16 protein-coding genes and 1 tRNA gene are annotated in these 19,357 nt (G+C 58.8%); 2 read left to right on the top strand and 15 right to left on the bottom strand.

Features of this window, described 5'->3' with window-relative positions:
* Positions 1–22 precede the first annotated feature (22 nt).
* The 6 genes from queG to ACR0K4_RS16060 all read right to left on the bottom strand — a co-directional run bounded on the left by queG (position 23) and on the right by ACR0K4_RS16060 (position 9,300).
* Entirely contained in the window at positions 23–1,060 is a 1,038-nt protein-coding gene (gene queG / locus ACR0K4_RS16085; protein WP_480520073.1) for a tRNA epoxyqueuosine(34) reductase QueG, read from the bottom strand.
* Positions 1,061–1,137: 77 nt separating this feature from the next.
* A complete protein-coding gene (fzlA, locus tag ACR0K4_RS16080) occupies positions 1,138–1,803 on the bottom strand; it encodes an FtsZ-binding protein FzlA (protein ID WP_480520071.1) in 666 nt (221 codons plus the stop codon).
* A 58-nt stretch (positions 1,804–1,861) separates the two neighbouring features.
* A complete protein-coding gene (gene mtgA, locus ACR0K4_RS16075; RefSeq protein ID WP_480520069.1) occupies positions 1,862–2,602 on the bottom strand; it encodes a monofunctional biosynthetic peptidoglycan transglycosylase in 741 nt (246 codons plus the stop codon).
* Between the two features lie 278 nt (positions 2,603–2,880).
* Positions 2,881–7,413 (bottom strand): glutamate synthase large subunit, encoded by a 4,533-nt coding sequence (gene gltB, locus ACR0K4_RS16070; RefSeq protein WP_480854778.1) that lies wholly within the window; start codon positions 7,411–7,413, stop codon positions 2,881–2,883.
* On the bottom strand, positions 7,410–7,844 hold the full coding sequence (locus ACR0K4_RS16065) for a GFA family protein (RefSeq protein WP_480854777.1): 435 nt from the start codon (positions 7,842–7,844) through the stop codon (positions 7,410–7,412). The genes gltB and ACR0K4_RS16065 overlap by 4 nt, the downstream gene beginning before the upstream one ends.
* Positions 7,845–7,866: 22 nt before the next feature.
* On the bottom strand, positions 7,867–9,300 hold the full coding sequence (locus tag ACR0K4_RS16060; RefSeq protein ID WP_480854776.1) for an NAD(P)-dependent oxidoreductase: 1,434 nt from the start codon (positions 9,298–9,300) through the stop codon (positions 7,867–7,869).
* A 231-nt stretch (positions 9,301–9,531) separates the two neighbouring features.
* Between ACR0K4_RS16060 and ACR0K4_RS16055 the strand changes: the two genes are divergently transcribed.
* On the top strand, positions 9,532–10,335 hold the full coding sequence (locus ACR0K4_RS16055; protein WP_480854775.1) for an undecaprenyl-diphosphate phosphatase: 804 nt from the start codon (positions 9,532–9,534) through the stop codon (positions 10,333–10,335).
* On the opposite strand, the gene ACR0K4_RS16050 is transcribed toward ACR0K4_RS16055, so the two are convergent.
* Positions 10,336–11,316 carry a complex I NDUFA9 subunit family protein gene (locus tag ACR0K4_RS16050; protein ID WP_480520059.1) on the bottom strand — a complete coding sequence of 327 codons (981 nt, stop codon included), beginning with the start codon at positions 11,314–11,316 and terminating at the stop codon, positions 10,336–10,338. It abuts the gene before it with no gap.
* Positions 11,317–11,515: 199 nt separating this feature from the next.
* On the opposite strand from ACR0K4_RS16050, the gene ACR0K4_RS16045 reads away from it, so the two are divergent.
* Positions 11,516–11,602, top strand: a tRNA-Leu gene (locus tag ACR0K4_RS16045).
* A 249-nt stretch (positions 11,603–11,851) separates the two neighbouring features.
* Here ACR0K4_RS16045 and ACR0K4_RS16040 read toward each other — a convergent pair.
* The 8 genes from ACR0K4_RS16040 to ACR0K4_RS16005 form a co-directional block, all read right to left on the bottom strand.
* Positions 11,852–12,823 carry a zinc-dependent alcohol dehydrogenase gene (locus tag ACR0K4_RS16040; RefSeq protein ID WP_480854774.1) on the bottom strand — a complete coding sequence of 324 codons (972 nt, stop codon included), beginning with the start codon at positions 12,821–12,823 and terminating at the stop codon, positions 11,852–11,854.
* A 153-nt stretch (positions 12,824–12,976) separates the two neighbouring features.
* A complete protein-coding gene (locus ACR0K4_RS16035) occupies positions 12,977–13,813 on the bottom strand; it encodes a RibD family protein (RefSeq protein ID WP_480854773.1) in 837 nt (278 codons plus the stop codon).
* A gap of 39 nt (positions 13,814–13,852) precedes the next feature.
* Positions 13,853–14,632 carry a class I SAM-dependent methyltransferase gene (locus ACR0K4_RS16030; protein WP_480854772.1) on the bottom strand — a complete coding sequence of 260 codons (780 nt, stop codon included), beginning with the start codon at positions 14,630–14,632 and terminating at the stop codon, positions 13,853–13,855.
* The gene (locus ACR0K4_RS16025; RefSeq protein WP_480520052.1) at positions 14,616–15,011 is read right to left on the bottom strand and encodes a 6-pyruvoyl trahydropterin synthase family protein; all 396 of its coding nucleotides are present in this window, start codon (positions 15,009–15,011) and stop codon (positions 14,616–14,618) included. Before ACR0K4_RS16025 ends, ACR0K4_RS16030 begins: the two co-directional genes overlap by 17 nt.
* A gap of 36 nt (positions 15,012–15,047) precedes the next feature.
* On the bottom strand, positions 15,048–16,085 hold the full coding sequence (locus ACR0K4_RS16020; RefSeq protein ID WP_480854771.1) for a glycosyltransferase family 4 protein: 1,038 nt from the start codon (positions 16,083–16,085) through the stop codon (positions 15,048–15,050).
* Positions 16,085–16,984 carry a lysylphosphatidylglycerol synthase transmembrane domain-containing protein gene (locus tag ACR0K4_RS16015; protein WP_480854770.1) on the bottom strand — a complete coding sequence of 300 codons (900 nt, stop codon included), beginning with the start codon at positions 16,982–16,984 and terminating at the stop codon, positions 16,085–16,087. The genes ACR0K4_RS16020 and ACR0K4_RS16015 overlap by 1 nt, the downstream gene beginning before the upstream one ends.
* Positions 16,981–18,594, bottom strand: coding sequence for a sulfatase-like hydrolase/transferase (locus tag ACR0K4_RS16010; protein ID WP_480854769.1), 1,614 nt, complete (start codon positions 18,592–18,594; stop codon positions 16,981–16,983). The genes ACR0K4_RS16015 and ACR0K4_RS16010 overlap by 4 nt, the downstream gene beginning before the upstream one ends.
* Entirely contained in the window at positions 18,591–19,316 is a 726-nt protein-coding gene (locus ACR0K4_RS16005; RefSeq protein WP_480854768.1) for a CDP-alcohol phosphatidyltransferase family protein, read from the bottom strand. Before ACR0K4_RS16005 ends, ACR0K4_RS16010 begins: the two co-directional genes overlap by 4 nt.
* Positions 19,317–19,357 lie beyond the last annotated feature (41 nt).

The raw sequence follows: 19,357 nt of genomic DNA, 5'->3' as shown, positions 1-19,357 counted from the left end.
ACGTCCAGCCTGTTTGCAGCACCTAAGATAATTGTTTGACGGCCCACCGGGCTGCATCAGCCACTGCAGGATCGGAATCCTCCGTCAGGTTCAGCGCAACTGACCTGAGCGCTGGCAGGCCCGAATTGCCAATCGCATAGAGAACGTTTCGAACAAACCGATCCCGCCCGATCCGCTTTATCGGCGAACCGGAGAACTTTTGCCGAAACCCCGCATCGTCCAGCACTGCCAACTCGATCAGCGGAGGCGCCATCAGGTCCTGCCGCGCAGCATATCGGACATCGCTGGCCGCCACCGCGAACTTGTTCCAGGGGCAAGCGGCAAGACAATCGTCACACCCGTAAATCCGATTGCCCAACTTACCTCGCAAAGCCTCGTCCACCGGACCCTTGTGCTCGATAGTCAGGTACGAAATGCATCGCCTTGCATCCAGTTGATAAGGCTGCGGAAACGCGTCGGTTGGACATACATCCAGACAGGCCCTGCACGACCCGCAATGGTCCGATTCTGCCACATCCGACGGCAAATCCAGCGTCGAAAAAACCGAACCTATGAAGACCCAATTTCCCCAATCCCGGCTCACCAGATTGGTGTGCTTTCCCTGCCATCCCAGCCCGGCTGCCTGCCCCAACGGCTTTTCGGGAACAGGAGCTGTATCAACAAAAACCTTCACCTCACCCCCGGCCTCCGAGATCAACCAGCGCGCCAACCGCTTGAGCCGTTTCTTGACCAGATCATGATAATCCTTGTTCTGCGCATAAACGGAAATCGCGCCCTTATCCGGATGATCCAGAACGTCCGTCGGATCATGCGCGGGCGTATAGCTTTCGGCCAACATGATTACCGATCGCGCCTCTGGCCAAAGCGCCGCCGGATTTCCGCGCCACTGGGTTCGCTCCGCCATCCACCCCATCTGCCCATGATATCCGGCCTGCAAAAACGCCTCCAACCGGGCCGGAACCTCGGGCACGTCCCATGGGCGGCACACGCGACAAGCCACGAATCCCTCGCTCAGGGCCTGCTCCCCCAACAGCTCCTTCAACTCTGATCCGCTCTTCATCTGGCCAAAAATATCCTCGGGGGTGAATTGGCCCAACGGGCCAAGAGGGGGCAGACAGCCCCTTTTTGCTCACCCTATCAGAAATCCAGATCCGCGTAATGGGCCGGTGGTCGGAAGCCCGGAACCTGATCCGCCAGGATCGACCGGAACGCTGGCCGCGACTTGATCTTGGCGTACCAGTCCTTGACGGCTTGTGACCGGTTCCAGTCCACATCCGAAATATAATCCAACGCCGACAAATGCGCTGCCGCCGCAAAATCTGCCAGCGTCATCTGATCCCCCGCCAACCACCGGCGGTGATCCAGCAGCCAGGCCATGTAATCCAGATGATATTTGATCGCCCGCGCACCTTCCTTGACATTCTTGCTGTCCGGATAACCCTGCCCGGTCATCTTCTTGTTCACACGCTCATACAGCAGTTTTGAGGTCACCTCGTGATGAAACTTGTCGTCGAACCATCCAACCAGACGCCGGACTTCGTAACGCGCCTCCGGGGTTTTGGGCATTAATGGCGGTTCCGGGCGGGTTTCTTCAATATACTCGCAGATCGCCGCACTTTCCGACATGATCTGCCCATCCAATCGCAACACAGGCACTTTCCCCGCCGGATTGCGACGCAGGAAATCCGGGTCCTGTTCCCAGTACCGCTCTTCAACAAGCTCGACCTCGACCTTTTTTTCAGCCAACGACAAGCGGACCTTGCGGCAGTATGGGGACAGGGGAACGTGAAACAGACGCGCCATGAACTTCCAATCGAACCAGAGACTATGTTTCAGCAATAGCCTTGGACCGACCCGGGTTTCAATCCTCGAAACAAGCTGCGCGACCATCTGCGCGGATGGTAGCCGCTCCGTCCAGGATCGCAGCCGCCCGTCGGCGGGTGCGTGCCGTAGGATCGGTCACCGACCGGTTGCGTGGCGACGGCAGGATCGCGGCAATTCGCGCAGCCTGCACCGGCGTCAGATTGGCGGCGTCCGCGCCATAATACTTTCTCGCGGCAGCCTGAACTCCGAAGACACCCTGACCAGTCTCAGCAACGTTCAGATACACCTCGAGAATACGTCGCTTGCTCCAGACAATCTCGACCATTGGCGTCATCGCGGTTTCCAGCGCTTTGCGCACCCAACTGCGCCCCTGCCACAAAAACACGTTCTTTACCACTTGCTGAGACAGAGTCGACGCGCCGCGCGTACCGCCATCTTCCAGCGCGTTGCGAATGGCTTCGACGTCGAATCCCCAATGCAGACAATAATTGGCATCCTCAGCCGCAACCACCGACCGCGCCATGATCGGGGCGATATTCTCCATTTCGACCCATTCCCGGTCGACCTTGCCCAGCCGCCTCCATTCAGACCAGATCGTATGGGTCAACGGCGGGTTCACGACCGAATACAGCAGGACCAAAGCGACAAACACAACTACAACGGCCAGCACAGCCCGCAAGACCCATCGCCTGATCCAGACAAACGGAGCTACAAGAGGATTTGACCTGGTCGCCTTTTTCTTTTTTCCGCGTGATTTACGCGCTGCTTTCTGAGCCATGTCTTGCTATACGACGCGACCCGGAATGTTGAAAAGGGGTATTGCGCGTTCAGCCTGTCTTCCCGACGCGATGGCCGGTCCTACTGTTTTTCAAAAGGCCGCCCCCTTGGCGCCTCACTCATGATGCTGGGGGTAAAGCAAGGCGATCCCAGGCCACCACTGACGATGATCGCGGATCCGACTGACATGCCCTCAGCGCCAGTTGCAGGCAGAAAACGGGTGAAACGACCCTCGCGCACAGAAGTAGCACGCGAGGGGAATGCATTGTTCAAAATGCGTTATTCTGCCGGGACCGCCTCGACTTCAGCGGTCAGAGGATGGCTGAGCTTGTTCAGCATCTCTTTCGGGCAAACCTGCAGGAAGTTGGCTTTCTCGACGTCCCAATGCTGCAGGATATCCGCGGCTTTGCGGCTGTTGGTTTCGGCGTGATGGGTTTCGATCAGCGTCTTCAGCTGATCGACCCAATGATCGACCGTCACCGGACAAGTCACCAGCGTCTCCATATTCATCAGCGCCTCGGCCTTACCGTCAGGGTCGTACAGATACGCCATGCCTCCGGTCATACCCGCACCGAAATTGGCCCCGATATCGCCAAGGATAACGGCGACCCCACCGGTCATGTACTCACATCCGTTCGAGCCACAGCCTTCGATCACCACTTTCGCGCCCGAGTTACGCACAGCAAACCGCTCGCCTGCACGTCCCGCTGCGAACAAGTGGCCGTCGGTTGCACCATACAGCACCGTGTTGCCGATGATCGTGTTGTCATCGGCCTTGAGCGGGCTGACCTGCGGCGGGCGCACGACGATCATGCCGCCCGACAAGCCCTTACCGACATAGTCGTTGGCGTCACCAGACACTTCCAGCTTGAGTCCCGGCGCGGCAAAGGCACCCAAAGACTGACCGGCCGAGCCTTGCAGCTTCACATGCAGATGGTCGTCCTGGAACGTGTTCCGCATGCCGAAATTCTGCACGATATGGCTGGAAACGCGTGTACCCACAGTCCGGTGCGTGTTCTGGATCGCGTAAGACAGCTGCATCTTTTCGCCGTCTTTCAGGAATCGCGCCGCATCACGCACAATTTCAGCATCCAGAGTATCCGGCACCGCATTACGGTCCTTGTCGCGGTTGTAGACGATATCATGCGCGCCATCGACGGTGATCAGCAGCGGATTCAGGTCCAGATCGTCCAGATGCGCCGAGCCGCGGCTGACCTGCGCCAGCAGATCGGCCCGGCCAATGATCTCATCCACTGACCGCGCGCCGAGGCTGGCCAGCAGCTCGCGCACTTCCTGCGCGTAGAAGGTGATCAGGTTGACCACCTTGTCGGCGTTGCCAGTGAACTTGGCACGCAGGCTCTCGTCCTGCGTACACACGCCGACCGGGCAGGTGTTCGACTGGCACTGACGCACCATGATACAGCCCATCGCGATCAGGGCGGCAGTGCCGATGCCGTATTCTTCGGCACCCATCATCGCGGCCATGACGATATCGCGCCCGGTCCGCAGGCCACCATCAGTCCGCAGGGTCACGCGGTCGCGCAGGTTGTTCATCGCCAGAACCTGATGCGCCTCGGTCAGGCCCATCTCCCACGGCAGACCGGCATATTTGATGGACGTCGCGGGCGACGCACCCGTGCCGCCATTGTGACCCGAGATCAGAATCACATCCGCCTTGGCCTTGGCCACACCGGCAGCAATCGTGCCCACGCCCGAGGACGCCACCAGTTTCACGGTCACCTTACAGCGCGGGTTGATCTGTTTCAGGTCATAGATCAGCTGCGCCAGATCCTCGATCGAGTAGATATCGTGGTGCGGCGGCGGCGAGATCAGCGTCACGCCCTTGGTCGAATGCCGCAGACGCGCGATCAGGTCTGTGACTTTCATACCCGGTAGCTGACCGCCCTCACCCGGTTTCGCGCCTTGGGCGACCTTGATCTCAAGCTCTTCACACTGGTTCAGGTACTCGGCGGTTACGCCAAACCGGCCCGAGGCCACCTGTTTGATCTTGGCCGACGGGTTGTCACCGTTGGGTTCAGGCACAAAATGCGCAGGGTCTTCACCACCTTCGCCGGAATCCGACTTCGCGCCAATCCGGTTCATCGCCACGTTCAGCGTCTTATGCGCCTCGGGGCTCAGCGCGCCCAGCGACATGCCCGGCGTGACGAACCGCTTGCGGATTGAGGTGATCGATTCCACCTCTTCAATCGGCACCGGTTTACCCAGCGGCTTGAAATCCATCAGGTCGCGCAGGTGGATCGGCGGGTTCGACTGCATCTTGGCCGAATACTGCTTCCACAGCTCATATGAGGCTCTGTTACACGCCATTTGCATCATATGCATCGAGGTCGCTTCCCACGCGTGGGTCTCACCCGATTTGCGCGCCTTGTAGAAACCGCCGATGGGCAGCACGTCCAGACCGCTGTCCCAACCCTTGGCGTGGATCTCTTCGGCCTTGGCTTGAATGCCGGTGACACCGATGCCGGAAATCCGGCTGGTCATGCCCGGGAAGTATTCAGCCACCATGGCACGGCTGAGGCCCACGGCTTCAAAGTTCAGACCGCCACGGTATGAGGAAATCACCGAGATTCCCATCTTGGCCATGATCTTCAGCAGACCCTGATCGATGGCTTCACGATAGCGCGCGACATTCTCCGTCAGCGTGCCGTCCAATAGGCCTCGATCAATGCGGTCAGCCAGCGAGTCCTCGGCCAGATAGGCGTTCACCACGGTCGCACCACAGCCGATCAGCACGGCAAAGTAATGCGGATCGACACATTCCGCCGAACGCACGTTCAGCGAACAGAACGTCCGCAGCCCCTGACGCGTCAGATGCGAATGCACGGCGCTGGTCGCGAGGATCATCGGCATTGCCACCCGACCCGCGCCCGAGTTCATGTCGGACAGCACCAGATGCCCCGCGCCCGAGCGCACAGCTTCTTCTGCTTCGGCTCTGACACGGGTCAAAGCAGCGCTTAGCGCACCACGGCCCGGTTCAAAGCTGCAGTCGATTTCCGCCAGCGGAGAATTGAACGTCTCGACCAACTTGTCCCATTGCGCGTTACCAACAAAGGGGCTGCCCAGTACGACAATCTCGGTCTGGCTGCTGTCTTCGTCCAGAACGTTTTTCAGGTTCCCGAACCGGGTTTTCAACGACATCACACGGTACTCGCGCAAGCTGTCGATGGGAGGATTGGTCACCTGGCTAAAGTTCTGCCGGAAGAAATGGCTGAGCGGGCGGTATTGCTTGGACAGAACCGCTGAAGGCGTATCGTCACCCATCGAAGCCAGCGATTCCTTGCCGTCCTCGGCCATGGGCGACAGGATTTGTTCCAGTTCTTCCACTGAGTATCCGGCTGCGATCTGGCGCTTGCGCAGCGCCTCGCCCGAGAAGATCGGCGTTTCCGTCACGCCGGCCAGCGACTCATCCACATCGTGAATCTTGCCGACCCACTCACCAAACGGCAGCGCGCGCGCCAGCTTGTTCTTGATCTGCTTATCGCGATAGAGCTTGCCGCGTTTCATATCCACAGCCAGCATCTGCCCCGGCCCCAGCGCGCCCTTTTCGGTCACCGAAGCCTCATCAATCGGCACCATCCCCGCTTCGGACCCAGCAATCACCAGACCATCACCGGTGACCACGTACCGCATCGGGCGCAGACCGTTGCGGTCGAGACCGGCGCAGACCCAGCGGCCATCGGTCATCGCCAGCGCTGCGGGTCCGTCCCACGGCTCCATCACCGAATTGCAGTAGGAATACATGTCGCGCCACGCCTGCGGCAGTTCCACCGCCTGCTTGGACCAGCTTTCCGGCACCAGCATGGTTTTCGCCATGGGCGCGGACCGGCCCGCCCGCACCAAAACCTCAAAAACCGAGTCTAATGCGGCGGAATCCGACGATCCGCCCGCAATGATCGGCTTGATGTCTTCAGCATGGTCGCCAAAGGTGGCACTGGCCATGCGGATCTCATGGCTTTTCATCCAGTTGATATTGCCCTTGAGTGTATTGATCTCACCGTTATGGGCCAGCATACGGAACGGCTGCGCCAGCCACCATTGCGGGAAGGTGTTGGTGGAATAGCGCTGATGATAGATCGCGAAGGCGGATTCGAACCGTTCATCCATCAGGTCCGGGTAAAAGACCGCGACCTGTTCGGCCAGCATCATGCCTTTGTAGATGATCGACCGGCAGGATAGCGAGGCCAGATACAGACCCGAAATACCAGCCGCCAAAGCCGCTTTTTCAATGCGGCGACGGATGACGTAAAGCTCGCGCTCAAAGGTCTCTTCGTCCACGCCCTTCGAGTTCGAGATCAGAATCTGTTCGATCTCGGGCCGGGTCGCATTGGCCTTGTCACCCAGACAAGTGACATCGACGGGAACGTGCCGCCAGCCATAGATATAATAGCCCATGCGCAGAACTTCGGTTTCCACGATGGTCCGGCATTGTTCCTGCGCACCAAAATCGGTGCGCGGCAGAAAGACCTGACCGACCGCAATCAACTCGTCCAGATTGGGTTCATGCCCGGTGCGGCGGATCTGGTCATAGAAGAACTGAACCGGGATCTGCACATGGATACCCGCGCCATCACCGGTTTTGCCATCCGCATCCACCGCACCCCGGTGCCAGATCGCCTTGAGCGCGTTGATCCCCGCATCCACGACCTTGCGGCTTTTCTTGCCATCGACCGAGACCACAAGACCCACACCGCAAGAGGAATGCTCTTCTTCTTCGGAATAGAGACCGTTTTCGGCCATCCACTGGCGCTTGGTTTCCTCGGCTTTGACCCAATCGGCATCATATTTGGTCATTGGCTGTCTCCTTCTTCCGAGGGTGCAAACATGGCCTCAACTTGCGCTTTGGTCATTTGCTTGCGTTCACCTGCGAACGCGTACCCATAGGGTTTCTTGTCGATATAAAGTTCCAGTTGCAGATCATGGCCTGTGTCTTCAAACAGGCCCGCCGCCATTTGCGTCTGTCCGTGCATCTCGCCCGGAAGGGTGATCCGGTACCAAAGCGCCGACCCGCATTCGGCACAGAAGGCCCGCTCGGCCCAGTCGGACGAGGTGAAGGTTGTCACCGGGCCCAAAGCGGCATATCCCTCTTGCGCCTGAAACGTCACCAGCATGGAACTGGTCCAGCGGCGGCACTGATCGCAATGGCACGCACCCAGCGCGTCCTGCGCGGGGGTGGCGGTCACGGTGACCGCGCCACACATGCATTGGCCTTGCAATTCGGGCATCCAAGCCTCCTGATCGCTGGGATTATTCGGCGGCTATGGCTGCCTTGGCGTTGAACCGGTCGATGATCGCATCGGCACAGTCGCGCCCGTCGCGGATCGCCCACACGACCAGAGAGGCCCCGCGCACGATATCCCCGATGGCATAGACGCCGTCCATCTCGGTCTCGCCAGTCTGAAACGCGGCTTTGACCGTGCCCCAGCGGGTTACGGGCAGATCAGGCTGGCCGAACAGGGTGGGCAGGTCTTCGGGTTCAAAGCCCAACGCCTTGATGACCAGATCGGCGTCTTCGACATAATCCGCGCCTTCGATCACTTCGGGTGCCTGACGGCCCGAAGCATCGGGCTGTCCCAGACGCATTTTCTGCACCATCACGCCGGTGACCGTGTCATCACCGGTAAAGCCCCTGGGTGCGCTGAGCCATTCGAAGATCACGCCTTCCTCTTCGGCGTTCTGGGTTTCACGCAACGAGCCGGGCATGTTGGCCCGGTCGCGCCGATAGAGACATTTGACCGAGGTCGCCCCCTGACGGACCGAAGTACGCACGCAGTCCATTGCCGTGTCGCCGCCGCCAATCACCACGACCTTTTTGCCTTCGGCATTCAGACGGCCATTGTCAAAATCTTCAACCGCATCGCCAAAACTTTTACGGTTCGAGGCAGTCAGGAAATCGATTGCCTTCTCGACCCCGTCCAACCCGCTGCCGGGCATGGACAGATCGCGCGACTTGTAGACGCCTGTTGCGATGATCACCGCATCATGCTTGCCGCGAATATCTTCGAATTTCGCCGCGTCCACGTCGCAGTTCAATTCAAACGTCACACCGCCATCGGCCAGCAGATCATTGCGACGCTGAACCACATCCTTTTCCAGTTTGAAGCCGGGAATACCATACATCAAAAGCCCGCCTGCGCGGTCGTGGCGATCATAGACAGTGACCTGAATGCCTGCCTTGCGCAGCATGTCCGCAGCCGCCAACCCGCCGGGACCGCCGCCGATGATGCCCACGCTTTCGCCGCGCTCGGTGTCCGGCTGCACAGGTTTAACCCAGCCTTTGTCCCACGCCATATCGGTAATATACTTCTCGATAGACCCAATCGTGACCGTCCCATGACCCGATTGTTCGATCACGCAGTTGCCTTCGCACAGACGATCCTGTGGACAAATGCGTCCGCAAATCTCGGGGAATGTGTTGGTCGCCTGGCTGGTTTGATACGCCTCTTCCAGCCGACCGGTTGCGGTCAGGTTCAGCCAATCCGGGATATTGTTGTGCAGCGGACAGTGCGACTGACAATAAGGCACACCGCACTGGCTGCACCGGCTGGCTTGCTCGGCGGCTTTCTCGGCAGCATATTCGGCATAGATCTCATCAAAGTCTTCCGTGCGATCATTGGCGGCACGCTTATCGGGCATGACACGGTCGATCTGCACAAATTTCAGCATCGGTTGCTTGGCCACGGGTCAGACTCCATGAATTGGCTTGGTCGAGCCTCTTTAAGAGATGATAGTTTCGATTAAAAGTCAATTTCACTGACCTAAATTGAAAAATATTTAGATTTTCCCTCTGCTCGACCAAAAATATGTGAATTTTTAGTTCCGATTCGGACCTACTTGCGTCCTTTCCTTTTCCACACTGCGCTTATACCCATTGATCACAAAGAACACGTGACGGCAGCACGGGCAGTTTTAATGAGTCTATTTCAGTTGATTCTTGCGGCGATTATTCAGGGTGTTACCGAATTCTTGCCAGTCTCCTCTTCGGGGCATCTGATTCTGTTGCCCAGCCTTACAGGGCTGGACGATCAGGGGCTGGCCATTGATGTAGCTGTCCATGTGGGAACACTGGGCGCGGTCATTCTTTATTTCTGGTCAGACGTACGACAGGCAATTGCAGGACTGCCCGCCGCACTTGTCGGACGTACCGAGACCCCGCAGGCGAGGTTGGCGCTTGGCCTGATCGTCGCGACGATTCCCACAGTGATCGTCGGTGCAATCCTGTATGTCACCGATCTGAGTCAAGCCATGCGGTCCATGACAGTGATTGGCTGGACCATGCTGGGGTTTGGCCTGTTGCTGTACTGGATGGACCAGCAAGGCCCCCAAACCAAGGACGCAGAGGACTGGGGGCCAAGGGACGCCATCATAATGGGCCTGTGGCAGGTTCTGGCCCTGATCCCCGGCACGTCGCGGTCCGGCATCACCATTACCGGGGCCCGCCAACTGGGCTACACACGCGAAGATGGGGCTCGCATCGCAATGCTGATGTCGATCCCGACCATTCTGGCCTCGGGCACGCTTTTGTCGGTTGACGTCATACACGAAGCGGACGCCCAACTGGCCAGAGACGGAGCGATTGCCGCCCTGTTTGCCTTTGTCTCGGCCCTGCTTGCATTGACCCTGATGATGCGCCTGTTGCGCAGCATCAGCTTTACGCCTTATGTGATCTATCGCGTGATATTGGGCGTCATTCTGCTGATCATCGCCTACAGCTGATCAGATCCGCAGGTTCTTGGCTGAATTCTGAATGTCGTCATACTGACCCGACGGGCGGAACTTCCACAGATAATCGGGCAGCACGGATTCCATGGTCGCAGGCTCGATACCAAGATCGGCAAAGCCCTTGGCCTCTTCCGACACCACGTTGTCCTGACGCAGATTTTTGACCTGGTCCCGAGTCAGAATGCTGTTCGGGAACAGCTGAAAGCTGACAAATTTTGCAATATCCAGAACACCTGCCATGATCTTTGCGATCCCGAACGGCATTCCCACAATGACCCGACGCCGGTGAATGACCTCCAGCATCTGCTCCATCAACGCCCGGAAACTTTTGACTTCCGGCCCGCCCAGTTCATAGACACCAGCCGCCTGACCCAAAACGCCAAGAACAGCGGCTTGGGCCACGTCATCCACATAAACAGGTTGAAACCTTGTGTCAGCCCCGACCAAAGGCAGAAAGGGGCCCATCCGGGTCATCGTCGCAAAACGGTTGAAGAACTGATCTTCGCTGCCGAAAATCACCGACGGGCGCAATATCATAGCATTTGGCATATGGCTCAGCACGCCGGCCTCGCCCTGTGCCTTGGATCGCGCATAGTCACTGTCCGCCTCGGCATCCGCGCCAATGGCAGAGACATGCACCATGCGCTCGATCCCCTGCCCGGCAGCGATCCGGGCAACCCGCTCGGCCCCTTCTGCCTGGACGGCACCAAATTCGTTCTTACCCAGCTCATTCAGCACACCGACACAGTTCACAACCGCATCGGCCCCGTTCATTGCCGCCGCCACCGAGCCATCGTCGCGGATATTGCACAAAACCGGTTCGACCTGTCCGACCACCCCATAGGGTTTCACGAACATCGCCTCGTTCGGCCGCCGGACCGCAACACGTACGCGCCATCCCTCATTCGCCATCCGCCGCGCAATGTAACGACCGACAAATCCCGACCCGCCGAATATGGTGACCAGTTTGGACATATGAGGGCTCCTACCCGAGTGCTTCCTGATCGATCTAGCGCCACACCGTGCTTCAAACAAGGCGCAATAACGCCGCGCAGAGTTGAAAATGTCGGTTGGCTCGGACACATCCGGGCATCGGTCAAAAAACTTTCAAAATTCTTCCCGAATCTGGTTGACGCTTCCTTTCAGTGGGCTTAAACGCCCCTCCACGACACCTGCCCAGGTGGCGGAATTGGTAGACGCGCTAGCTTCAGGTGCTAGTGTCCGTATGGACGTGGAGGTTCGAGTCCTCTCCTGGGCACCAAAACATCCCGCTTTATTTCCTTAATGTCAAATGGTTGAGCGATATTGTACTTGTCGTGACCTCACGAAGTGCTCCGTTCCCTGACTGCCATAATTTACTATTCCCCAGCATTCCTAAGAATCACGAAAGCGATGCAGTCGCAGACAGCGCCATGCAATAGTGTTTACTTATTTAGTTACGTTATCAACCAATTGCCGAAAATGCATCTTCCGAGCACCGCTTCTTCCCGATCGTGCGGCCCGTGACCGGTTATTTCCGAGGATATTTTACTCGGTGACAGAGTGTTGCAGGATCATCAAGGATTGCACCGTAAGCTGCGGGCAAATCGTCGAACTCGGTTTCGCCGGAAATCAATGTGTCAAGCACGGGATCAGCCAACAGATCCATCGCCTTTCTTAACCGCCTGCTATGGGTCCAACGTGGTGCCATATGCGCCGGGACGCGACCGACTTGGCTGCTGACGATGCGCAAACGTTTCTGGTGGAATTGCGCGCCAAGTGGCACCGTGGTGGGGTGGTTGCCGTACCAGCTGGCCTCGACAATGGTTGCCTCGGTACCGGCAACGGAAAGTGCGGTGGTCAACCCCACCGAGGTTGCCGAGGCATGGATGACCACATCCGCATTGTCCTGCGCGGACTCGGGTGTCGCAAACGCGCATCCCAACTGTTGCGCGAGGGTCTGGCGGGCAGGGTCTATGTCAACCAGACACACCTCGGCTCCGGGAAATTTTGCACACAGATACGCCGTCAGAGCGCCGATCACACCGCCCCCGACAACTGTGATCCTGCTGCCCGCGCTGACGCCCGCATCCCAGAGGATATTAAGCGCGGTTTCCATGTTGGCCGCCAGCACGGCACGCGCAGGCGGCACGGATGGATCGACTGATATTACGGCTTCGGCAGGAACACAGAATTGCGTTTGATGAGGATGCAGCGCAAACACAATCTCGCCCGCCCGCGCACCTGATTGTATTCTGCCAACCGTCGCATAGCCATATTTGACGGGGAACGCAAAGCTGCCGTCCTGGAACGGAGCCCGCATGGTCTCAAACTCGCTGGGCGGAACCTGGCCTCGAAAGACGAGCCGCTCGGTTCCTCGACTGATCGCGGAATACATGGCGGTGATCCGCAGAAGGTCGGACCCCTCCGGGCACTCAACCTCGCGGATTTCCGCGGTCTCGGCGGCCGTGATCCACAATGCACGTGCAGGCTTGTCCATCATCTTATCGCCCGTTCAGGTTTCACTTTAGCCTCCGATTCAGCATGGCTGGGCCGAGCATCCTGAGGCGCCATAAGACATAAGATACTGGGATTTCATTGCGCAAAAGATCATGATTTCACTTTTTAGACTATTGTTTTCCCAGCTCCGAACTCATCAGGCGGGGGACCCGACATAAGCATGGCGGGCTGTGCGGCAAGGCAGAGGATACGGCGCGATCTGCGTATGTGCAGGTTCGAATGTGCAGTCAAACAATACGTCCGAGCCAAGACCGTAGACACCTGTTTTTGGCCGCAATGCCTGCGCCAGGGTGGCAACAGGGGAAGTTGTCAGCCCCTGTGGTCCGGCGCCGATCAGCAAAGGTGCAACCGCAACGTGCAGGCGGGTCAGCAGTCCGGCCTCGAGGAACTGCGCGATCGTGATCCCGCCGCCTTCGATCAAAATGCGGTTTAGACCGCGTTGCCGAAGAGCTCCAAGAATATGGGACGGAGAAATCCAGTGTGTGCGCGGCAGGTTGATTACCTCGACATGTTCTGGTCGCGGTCTGTTTACCGACTGGATGACGATGCAGCGCGCCTGGGTGTCCTGCATCAGACCAATGTCGTCAGGCATACGGCCACTGGGATCGATTATCACCCGCGCGGGGTTTGTTCCATTGACCATGCGCACGGTCAGACGCGGGTTGTCGTGCAGGGCCGTTTTCACACCAATCACCACCGCATCCGACAGGGCCCGCAGACGGTGCAGATGCATCAGACCATCCTTACCCGAGATATCCTTGGCATCCCCTGACTCGGTGGCGATACGACCGTCCAGAGACTGCCCGATCTGCGCCACAACCTGACCGGACGATTGCGGCTGGGCCAACGTGCCATAAAGGGCAAGCGCCTGCTTTTCGCCCGTGCTCCAGTCTTCGCTGCAAAGGCAACCCTGTCCTGCGCGCACGGCAAGGATACGGTTCCAGACCTTGTGGGTCACATCAACGTCACGCATGGATTTCTCCGCATTCTGAACATTGCATTCCTTGGTCTTTCATTGTGGGACCACCAGCAAATCCGTATGGCCGATCAGGACGGTTGTGTGGTCAATCGCGCTGCGTCGATCCCGGCCCCAGGATTGGGCAAAAGGCGCACCGGCCTCACAAGCGGCAGTTTCGATCCCGGCCAAAAGCGCATCGTGCAGCGCCGCGTGCGCAGGGCCAAGCTGCCACGGGCTTTGCGCCATCTCGACCTCATACCCTTGCGCCAAGCAGAGCCGTGAAAAGGTTGAACCAGCATCCGGGCCGAGGGCAGGGCCCACGCCTTTGTCCTGTTTTTGATGACGGTTAAACGCGCATGTAACTGCATCGTCGCGGGCATCAACGGGCGACCAGCGCATATCGCCATTATAGTTCAACGCAGTGTAGATCGGTATGCCCGCGTGACCGGCCCTGACACACAGAGCCGAAAGCCAATCTTCGGGCATCAGATCGAACAAGGCTGACGCTGTTATCAGCCCCACCCCTTGCAACGGTAAGGCGTCGATATCAGCCAGTTCGCCCTGCACGGTTTCCGAATTGGGATGGCGGGCCTTGGCCAGTTTCAGCAACCCAGGGTCATTGTCAAAAAAACGCCAGGGCAAATCAGGGTACCCTGCCGCAGCGAAAGCCCGCGCCGTTGATCCGGTGCCGCTGCCCAGATCGAGGATTGCTTTCCCGCTGTCTGCAATAATGGCAGCGCGGGACAACAACGCCGCGTCCCGCGCGCTGTGATCTGCCGGTTCGCGCAGGCTCAGCCAATCAGGTTCAAAGCTGGTCTCAGATGTCTGCTTCATACCATCCACGCGCCACATGGCTTTCGTGCAATTGCACCCGGATACGCCGAACCCGGCCATTATCGCCAAGCCCGCTTGTCTTCACCACTGTCCTGAGTTGATCCCAGATGTGATGGCACAGGAATTCGGTCGTGGTGATCTTGCCTTTGAACGCGGGGATGTCGTCAAGGTTGGAATAGCGCAGCGGTGCAAGCGTTTGTGCAAGCGCTTCGGTGGCCAGTCCGATATCGACAACCAATCCATTCTCATCCAGATCTTTCGTGTAAAAGGCAGCATCAACCACAAAGGTCGCGCCATGCACGCCTTGGGCAGGACCAAAGACAGGTGAAGGAAGGGAATGTGCGATCATCACATGGTCGCGGACTTCAACAGCAAACATAAGTGCTCCGGTTTGTTATGTGGGAAAAACTGCAGGTCACGGGGTAGCCTGCGCAATCACGTCGGCAATTTTTCGGGCGGTGTCGTGCCAGCTTGGCAAAGCTGCCGCACGCGCGGCAGAGGCCCGGCCAGTCTCGGCTGCCAGATCGGGGTTCTGCAAAAGGGCACGCAGTTTCCTGGCAAAGGCTGCGGGTTGATCAGGAGGCACCAGACATGCCGCATCTCCCACCGTTTCAGGCACAGCACCGACGGCGCAGGACACTACGGGCAGGCCGTGAAGCATGGCCTCGCTCAGTACCATCCCATATCCTTCGTATCGGGTCGCCAGCGCAAAAATGCTGGCCCGGGAATATGCCGCTCTGATCTCGGCCTCTCCAACTTCACCCATCAAGTTGATGCGTTTGTCCAATCCGGCATGGGTAATCTGCGCCGTCAATGCAGCAGTATAGTGTGCGTCCTGAAGCCGCCCTATGATCTGAGCCTGCCAGGACAAATCATCTATCAATCTCAAGGCCTCGATCAGGACATCATGCCCCTTGCGGGGCGACAATAGGCCCACGCTGAGGATTAGCGGCGGCGTCGCAGCCGCGCGCTCTGACTTGGGGCGATCGAACCCGGGCGTGGCGACCGTGATGCGGTCCGGAGAAACGGAAAACTCTGCGCTCAGTGTCTGGCCGATATGCCCACTGGTCACGATCACATGTGCCACGTGTTGCAGAACCTCGGTTTCATTGCGGATCAACTGGTTCGCACTTGTGTCGCCGATCCCTGTTTCCAAACCCAGCGGGTGATGCACGAGAGCAATGACAGGTGCCGGAATTTCGGCCACCCTGTTCGGGTCCATCGCACCCAGCGCCAGCCCGTCCACGATGATCGGGTTCCCGTCCGGCACAGCCATCAATGCAGCCAGCGCCGTGTCCATATCTGCCGGGGTCGGGTTGGGAAAACTGCCCGGCAATTCCAGATGTGACGTCGCGCATCCGATTTCGTTGAGCAGATCCAAAACGGTTGCGTCATAGATATACCCGCCGGTGCGTTGATCCTTATCTCCGGGAATTGCGAACACGGCAGGCATTATGTGTTCTCCACTGATTTGGCCGCAACCGGGTGCGAGGCAGGTACGAACAGAAATCCAATCGCGGGCAATGCCGCCACCAGCATGACAGCTCCATAGCATATTCCCATGGCGATCCCGGCCTCGGACGAGGCACCCAGCAGCGGAAAAAGCGCCGCAGCCGCGCCTTCGCGCCATCCCCACCCGGCAACTGAAATCGGGACCAACATGGCGTAAAGAACCAGTGGCAGAACCGTAAAGCAGGCTTCCAGCGGCAAGATGGTGCCGGTCGCCCTTGCGCTGGCGTACAAGCCCAGAATCAACAATGCAGTTGCAAGTATTGCCTGCGCACCCACTTCGGGGCGGATCATCAAACGCAGACAGAACCGGGTAAACTCCGCCGTCGACCTTATGCGAAGAGACCATGTGGCGACGATTCCCGCCAGGCCAAGACCCAGCACCAAGACCGACCCCGTGCCACTCGGCCAGACGACGCCGCCCGGCAATATCACGGCCGCGGTCATCCCCAGGGCAAGTACCAACAGCATGGCGGCCTGCCCCATCAGGCGCTCGGCCAGCACGGAATGCGCGGCGCGTTTCAGATCTCCGTGGTGGCGGGTTCGAACCGCACGGCTAACATCCCCGACCACCCCGCCCGGTAGAACGGAATTGGCGAGCAGCGACAGGTAATACTCCTTGAGCGCCGCGCCAAAGGTCAGGTCCAGCTCAAGCGCGCGGGCGGTGATCTGCCATCGGCGCGCCATCGAAAAGGTGCTGAGGCTGAGGGCCAGAATTGCGACCAAGACCCAACCCGGATCTGCTGCGCGCAGGCGCGACCAGACGACATCTGTCGCGCCCCACCACAGCACGCCGCCCAGCAGTATCAGCGATCCAAGAATTCGAATGAACCGGCCCGTCATTGATTGACCTCCGCCAAGAGGTCCGAAGAGGTGAACGCCGTCAGAAAATCATCCCGAAACGCGTCCATCCGGAGCTCCGGCCCGTTCTTTGAGGGTATGATGCTATCGGTCCAGCCCCATGGATCAATCATCGCGAGTACATGCGACGGGCCGATGATATGGACCGGCACATCGTGATTGTCGCTGCCAGCCACAAAACCAGCCGCCTGATGATCACCCGCAATGATAACCAAGGGCGCGCGCGGTCCCAGATCAGCAACATGGGAAAAGACCGCTTGCAAGCTGTAATCCACCGCGCGCCGATATGCGTCGCGCACGTCGTCGCGGTTCTTCCAAAGCGCGCGTGGGGTTGGCCCCGCCGCAGCCATCTCGTCGAACTCCGAACCGTCACCAATCTCGTCCCACGGGATCATGTGCGGGATTGGTGTCCATGGTGCATGAGACGAGATCAACGCGATCTGCACAAAATCCGGGCGCGGGTCTGCAGGCAAAAGGCCTGGATAGGCTGCCAGGGTGAACTGATCGGGCATGGTGACCCAATTGAACCGCTTTCCCTTGTACGGAATGTCAGCCGCCGCAAAAACATGATCAAACCCCATGACGCGGCTTTCCGGCCATGCCAGCGTGATCGCAGGCATGACAGCCGATGTGCGGTACCCGGCATCCTGTGCAAAGTGAAAAAGCCATCTGCGACCGCTGGCGATCATGGCATTGTAGCGACCATTGCCCGAGGTCCACAGGCCAGTGCCCAGCGCGCCGTGTGCCAACCAGCTTTGACCGCCTGCTGTAGGAGCGGTCAGCCATCCGCTTTTGACCGCCAGTCCGCTTTGGGCGATGGCGGCCTCAGCGCGATGCAAGGTCGGTAGATGAGTCCGGGCATAAAGCGGGTTGTCGAAACTTGCGCGCCCATAGCTTTCGATCCAGACAAGCAAAACGTCGCGCCCCTCAAGCCGGTCTAGCGGGTTTTCAATGTGCCGCATCGGATCCGACTGCGCATCACGGCGGAACCGGGACAGATCTGCCGCCGTCGCTTGCATGTCGATGCCCCGTTTGACGACAAGCCGGGTTGCCCAGGCGGTGCCCGGCGGGCTTTCCTCGAACCGCCAGAATTTCAGATGGTGCCCGACATCCGCGACCATCCATGTACCCGCAATCAGAACGCCCGACCCCGCCAGCCACCGGGCCCAGGCGGGAACAGGTAGAGCAGCCCATGCGCCAAGCCCAAAACGCAGCACGACAAAAAGCAAAACCACGAGCGCCAGGCACGTGATCGCCAGCGCGATTGTCGGCAGCGCGCCAAAGCTGTTCTGCAAAAGGTCAAATCCCGCGCTGATCAGGAATGTGTCAATGATCGGATTGAACGTCCGGTTATAGGCGGTGTACGTGCCATAGTCGGCCAGTTTCAACAGCACGAGGATCACCAGAGCACCTGCCAAAGCCGTTGCCAGTCCCCGCAGCCTGCCCAGCGCGATCAGCAACAACAGGATCACCGGAAGCTCAAGCGGCCATCGGTTCACCGCCGACCAGGTCATCGTCCCCGGGTGGTTCGGCAAGACCAGAATGCAAAAGACCAACCCGGCGCCAAGGATAAGAGGAAAAAGCAACCTCATGAGGGGCGGCGCAACAACCAGCGTGCGTCCACACCAAAGGAAAAGCACAACGCCATGGACGCGCCGATTGAGATCGGCAGGATCAGGCCCGCAGGGGTCCACGGGCAGACCAGCAGCAGCAATGCAGCGATTTGCACCACGCAGATTGCCTTCCGCCGAAACGACTCGGGCAGGTCGCCGCGCAACCGTGGCAGCACCCAGCTTGCGGCGACAAATGCGTAGCGCGTAAACCCAAGGATCAGAACTTCGGCGTGCGTCGTTCCCGAAAGCATCAACCAAAGCGCCAACACCGCGCCAAGCGCTGCATCCGTCTCCATGTCGAAACGTGCGCCGAATTCGGATTGAAGCCCGGACCGGCGCGCCAGCCAACCATCCAGACCGTCCATTGCAAAGGCAACAAGTCCGACCCAGAAAACCAGCCACGGCGATACGGCATCCAGCACAAACAACGCGCCAAACAAAAAAGCCACCATCGCCGCGCGCAATAACGTGACCGTGTTGCACAGTCCCAGCACGTCATGCGGATAGCGATGGGACAATCCCAACCCGGTGATGACAGAGGTCGCGAAAAAAGCACCAAGTACCCACAACGTGGATGGCAGTGTCAGTGACGCCAGCAACGCCAGGCCTGCGCCCATGATGATAACCTGCCCGACAAAAACGCAGACAGGCGAAAGCATGTGGCCGAGGATCAGTGGGCTTGCAATTCGGCGCTCCTTCATAACAGTCTCTGACCCTTTGTTTTGCTTGCTAAAAAGAAATA

It is taken from the genome of Ruegeria sp. K11, assembly GCF_056531905.1.
Note: the sequence above shows the minus strand (reverse complement) of the source record. Positions and strands in the feature narration are given on the sequence as shown.

Excerpts from the sequence above, each read along its gene's own strand:
- fzlA (WP_480520071.1), bottom strand. The coding sequence starts at position 1,803 with ATGGCGCGTCTGTTTCACGTTCCCCTGTCCCCATACTGCCGCAAGGTC.
- queG (WP_480520073.1), bottom strand. The coding sequence starts at position 1,060 with ATGAAGAGCGGATCAGAGTTGAAGGAGCTGTTGGGGGAGCAGGCCCTG.
- ACR0K4_RS16025 (WP_480520052.1), bottom strand. The coding sequence starts at position 15,011 with ATGTTTGCTGTTGAAGTCCGCGACCATGTGATGATCGCACATTCCCTT.
- ACR0K4_RS16020 (WP_480854771.1), bottom strand. The coding sequence starts at position 16,085 with ATGCCTGCCGTGTTCGCAATTCCCGGAGATAAGGATCAACGCACCGGC.
- ACR0K4_RS16040 (WP_480854774.1), bottom strand. The coding sequence starts at position 12,823 with ATGATGGACAAGCCTGCACGTGCATTGTGGATCACGGCCGCCGAGACC.
- ACR0K4_RS16035 (WP_480854773.1), bottom strand. The coding sequence starts at position 13,813 with ATGCGTGACGTTGATGTGACCCACAAGGTCTGGAACCGTATCCTTGCC.
- ACR0K4_RS16010 (WP_480854769.1), bottom strand. The coding sequence starts at position 18,594 with ATGAGGTTGCTTTTTCCTCTTATCCTTGGCGCCGGGTTGGTCTTTTGC.
- mtgA (WP_480520069.1), bottom strand. The coding sequence starts at position 2,602 with ATGGCTCAGAAAGCAGCGCGTAAATCACGCGGAAAAAAGAAAAAGGCG.
- ACR0K4_RS16005 (WP_480854768.1), bottom strand. The coding sequence starts at position 19,316 with ATGAAGGAGCGCCGAATTGCAAGCCCACTGATCCTCGGCCACATGCTT.
- ACR0K4_RS16055 (WP_480854775.1), top strand. The coding sequence starts at position 9,532 with ATGAGTCTATTTCAGTTGATTCTTGCGGCGATTATTCAGGGTGTTACC.
- gltB (WP_480854778.1), bottom strand. The coding sequence starts at position 7,413 with ATGACCAAATATGATGCCGATTGGGTCAAAGCCGAGGAAACCAAGCGC.
- ACR0K4_RS16050 (WP_480520059.1), bottom strand. The coding sequence starts at position 11,316 with ATGTCCAAACTGGTCACCATATTCGGCGGGTCGGGATTTGTCGGTCGT.
- ACR0K4_RS16065 (WP_480854777.1), bottom strand. The coding sequence starts at position 7,844 with ATGCCCGAATTGCAAGGCCAATGCATGTGTGGCGCGGTCACCGTGACC.
- ACR0K4_RS16030 (WP_480854772.1), bottom strand. The coding sequence starts at position 14,632 with ATGAAGCAGACATCTGAGACCAGCTTTGAACCTGATTGGCTGAGCCTG.
- ACR0K4_RS16015 (WP_480854770.1), bottom strand. The coding sequence starts at position 16,984 with ATGACGGGCCGGTTCATTCGAATTCTTGGATCGCTGATACTGCTGGGC.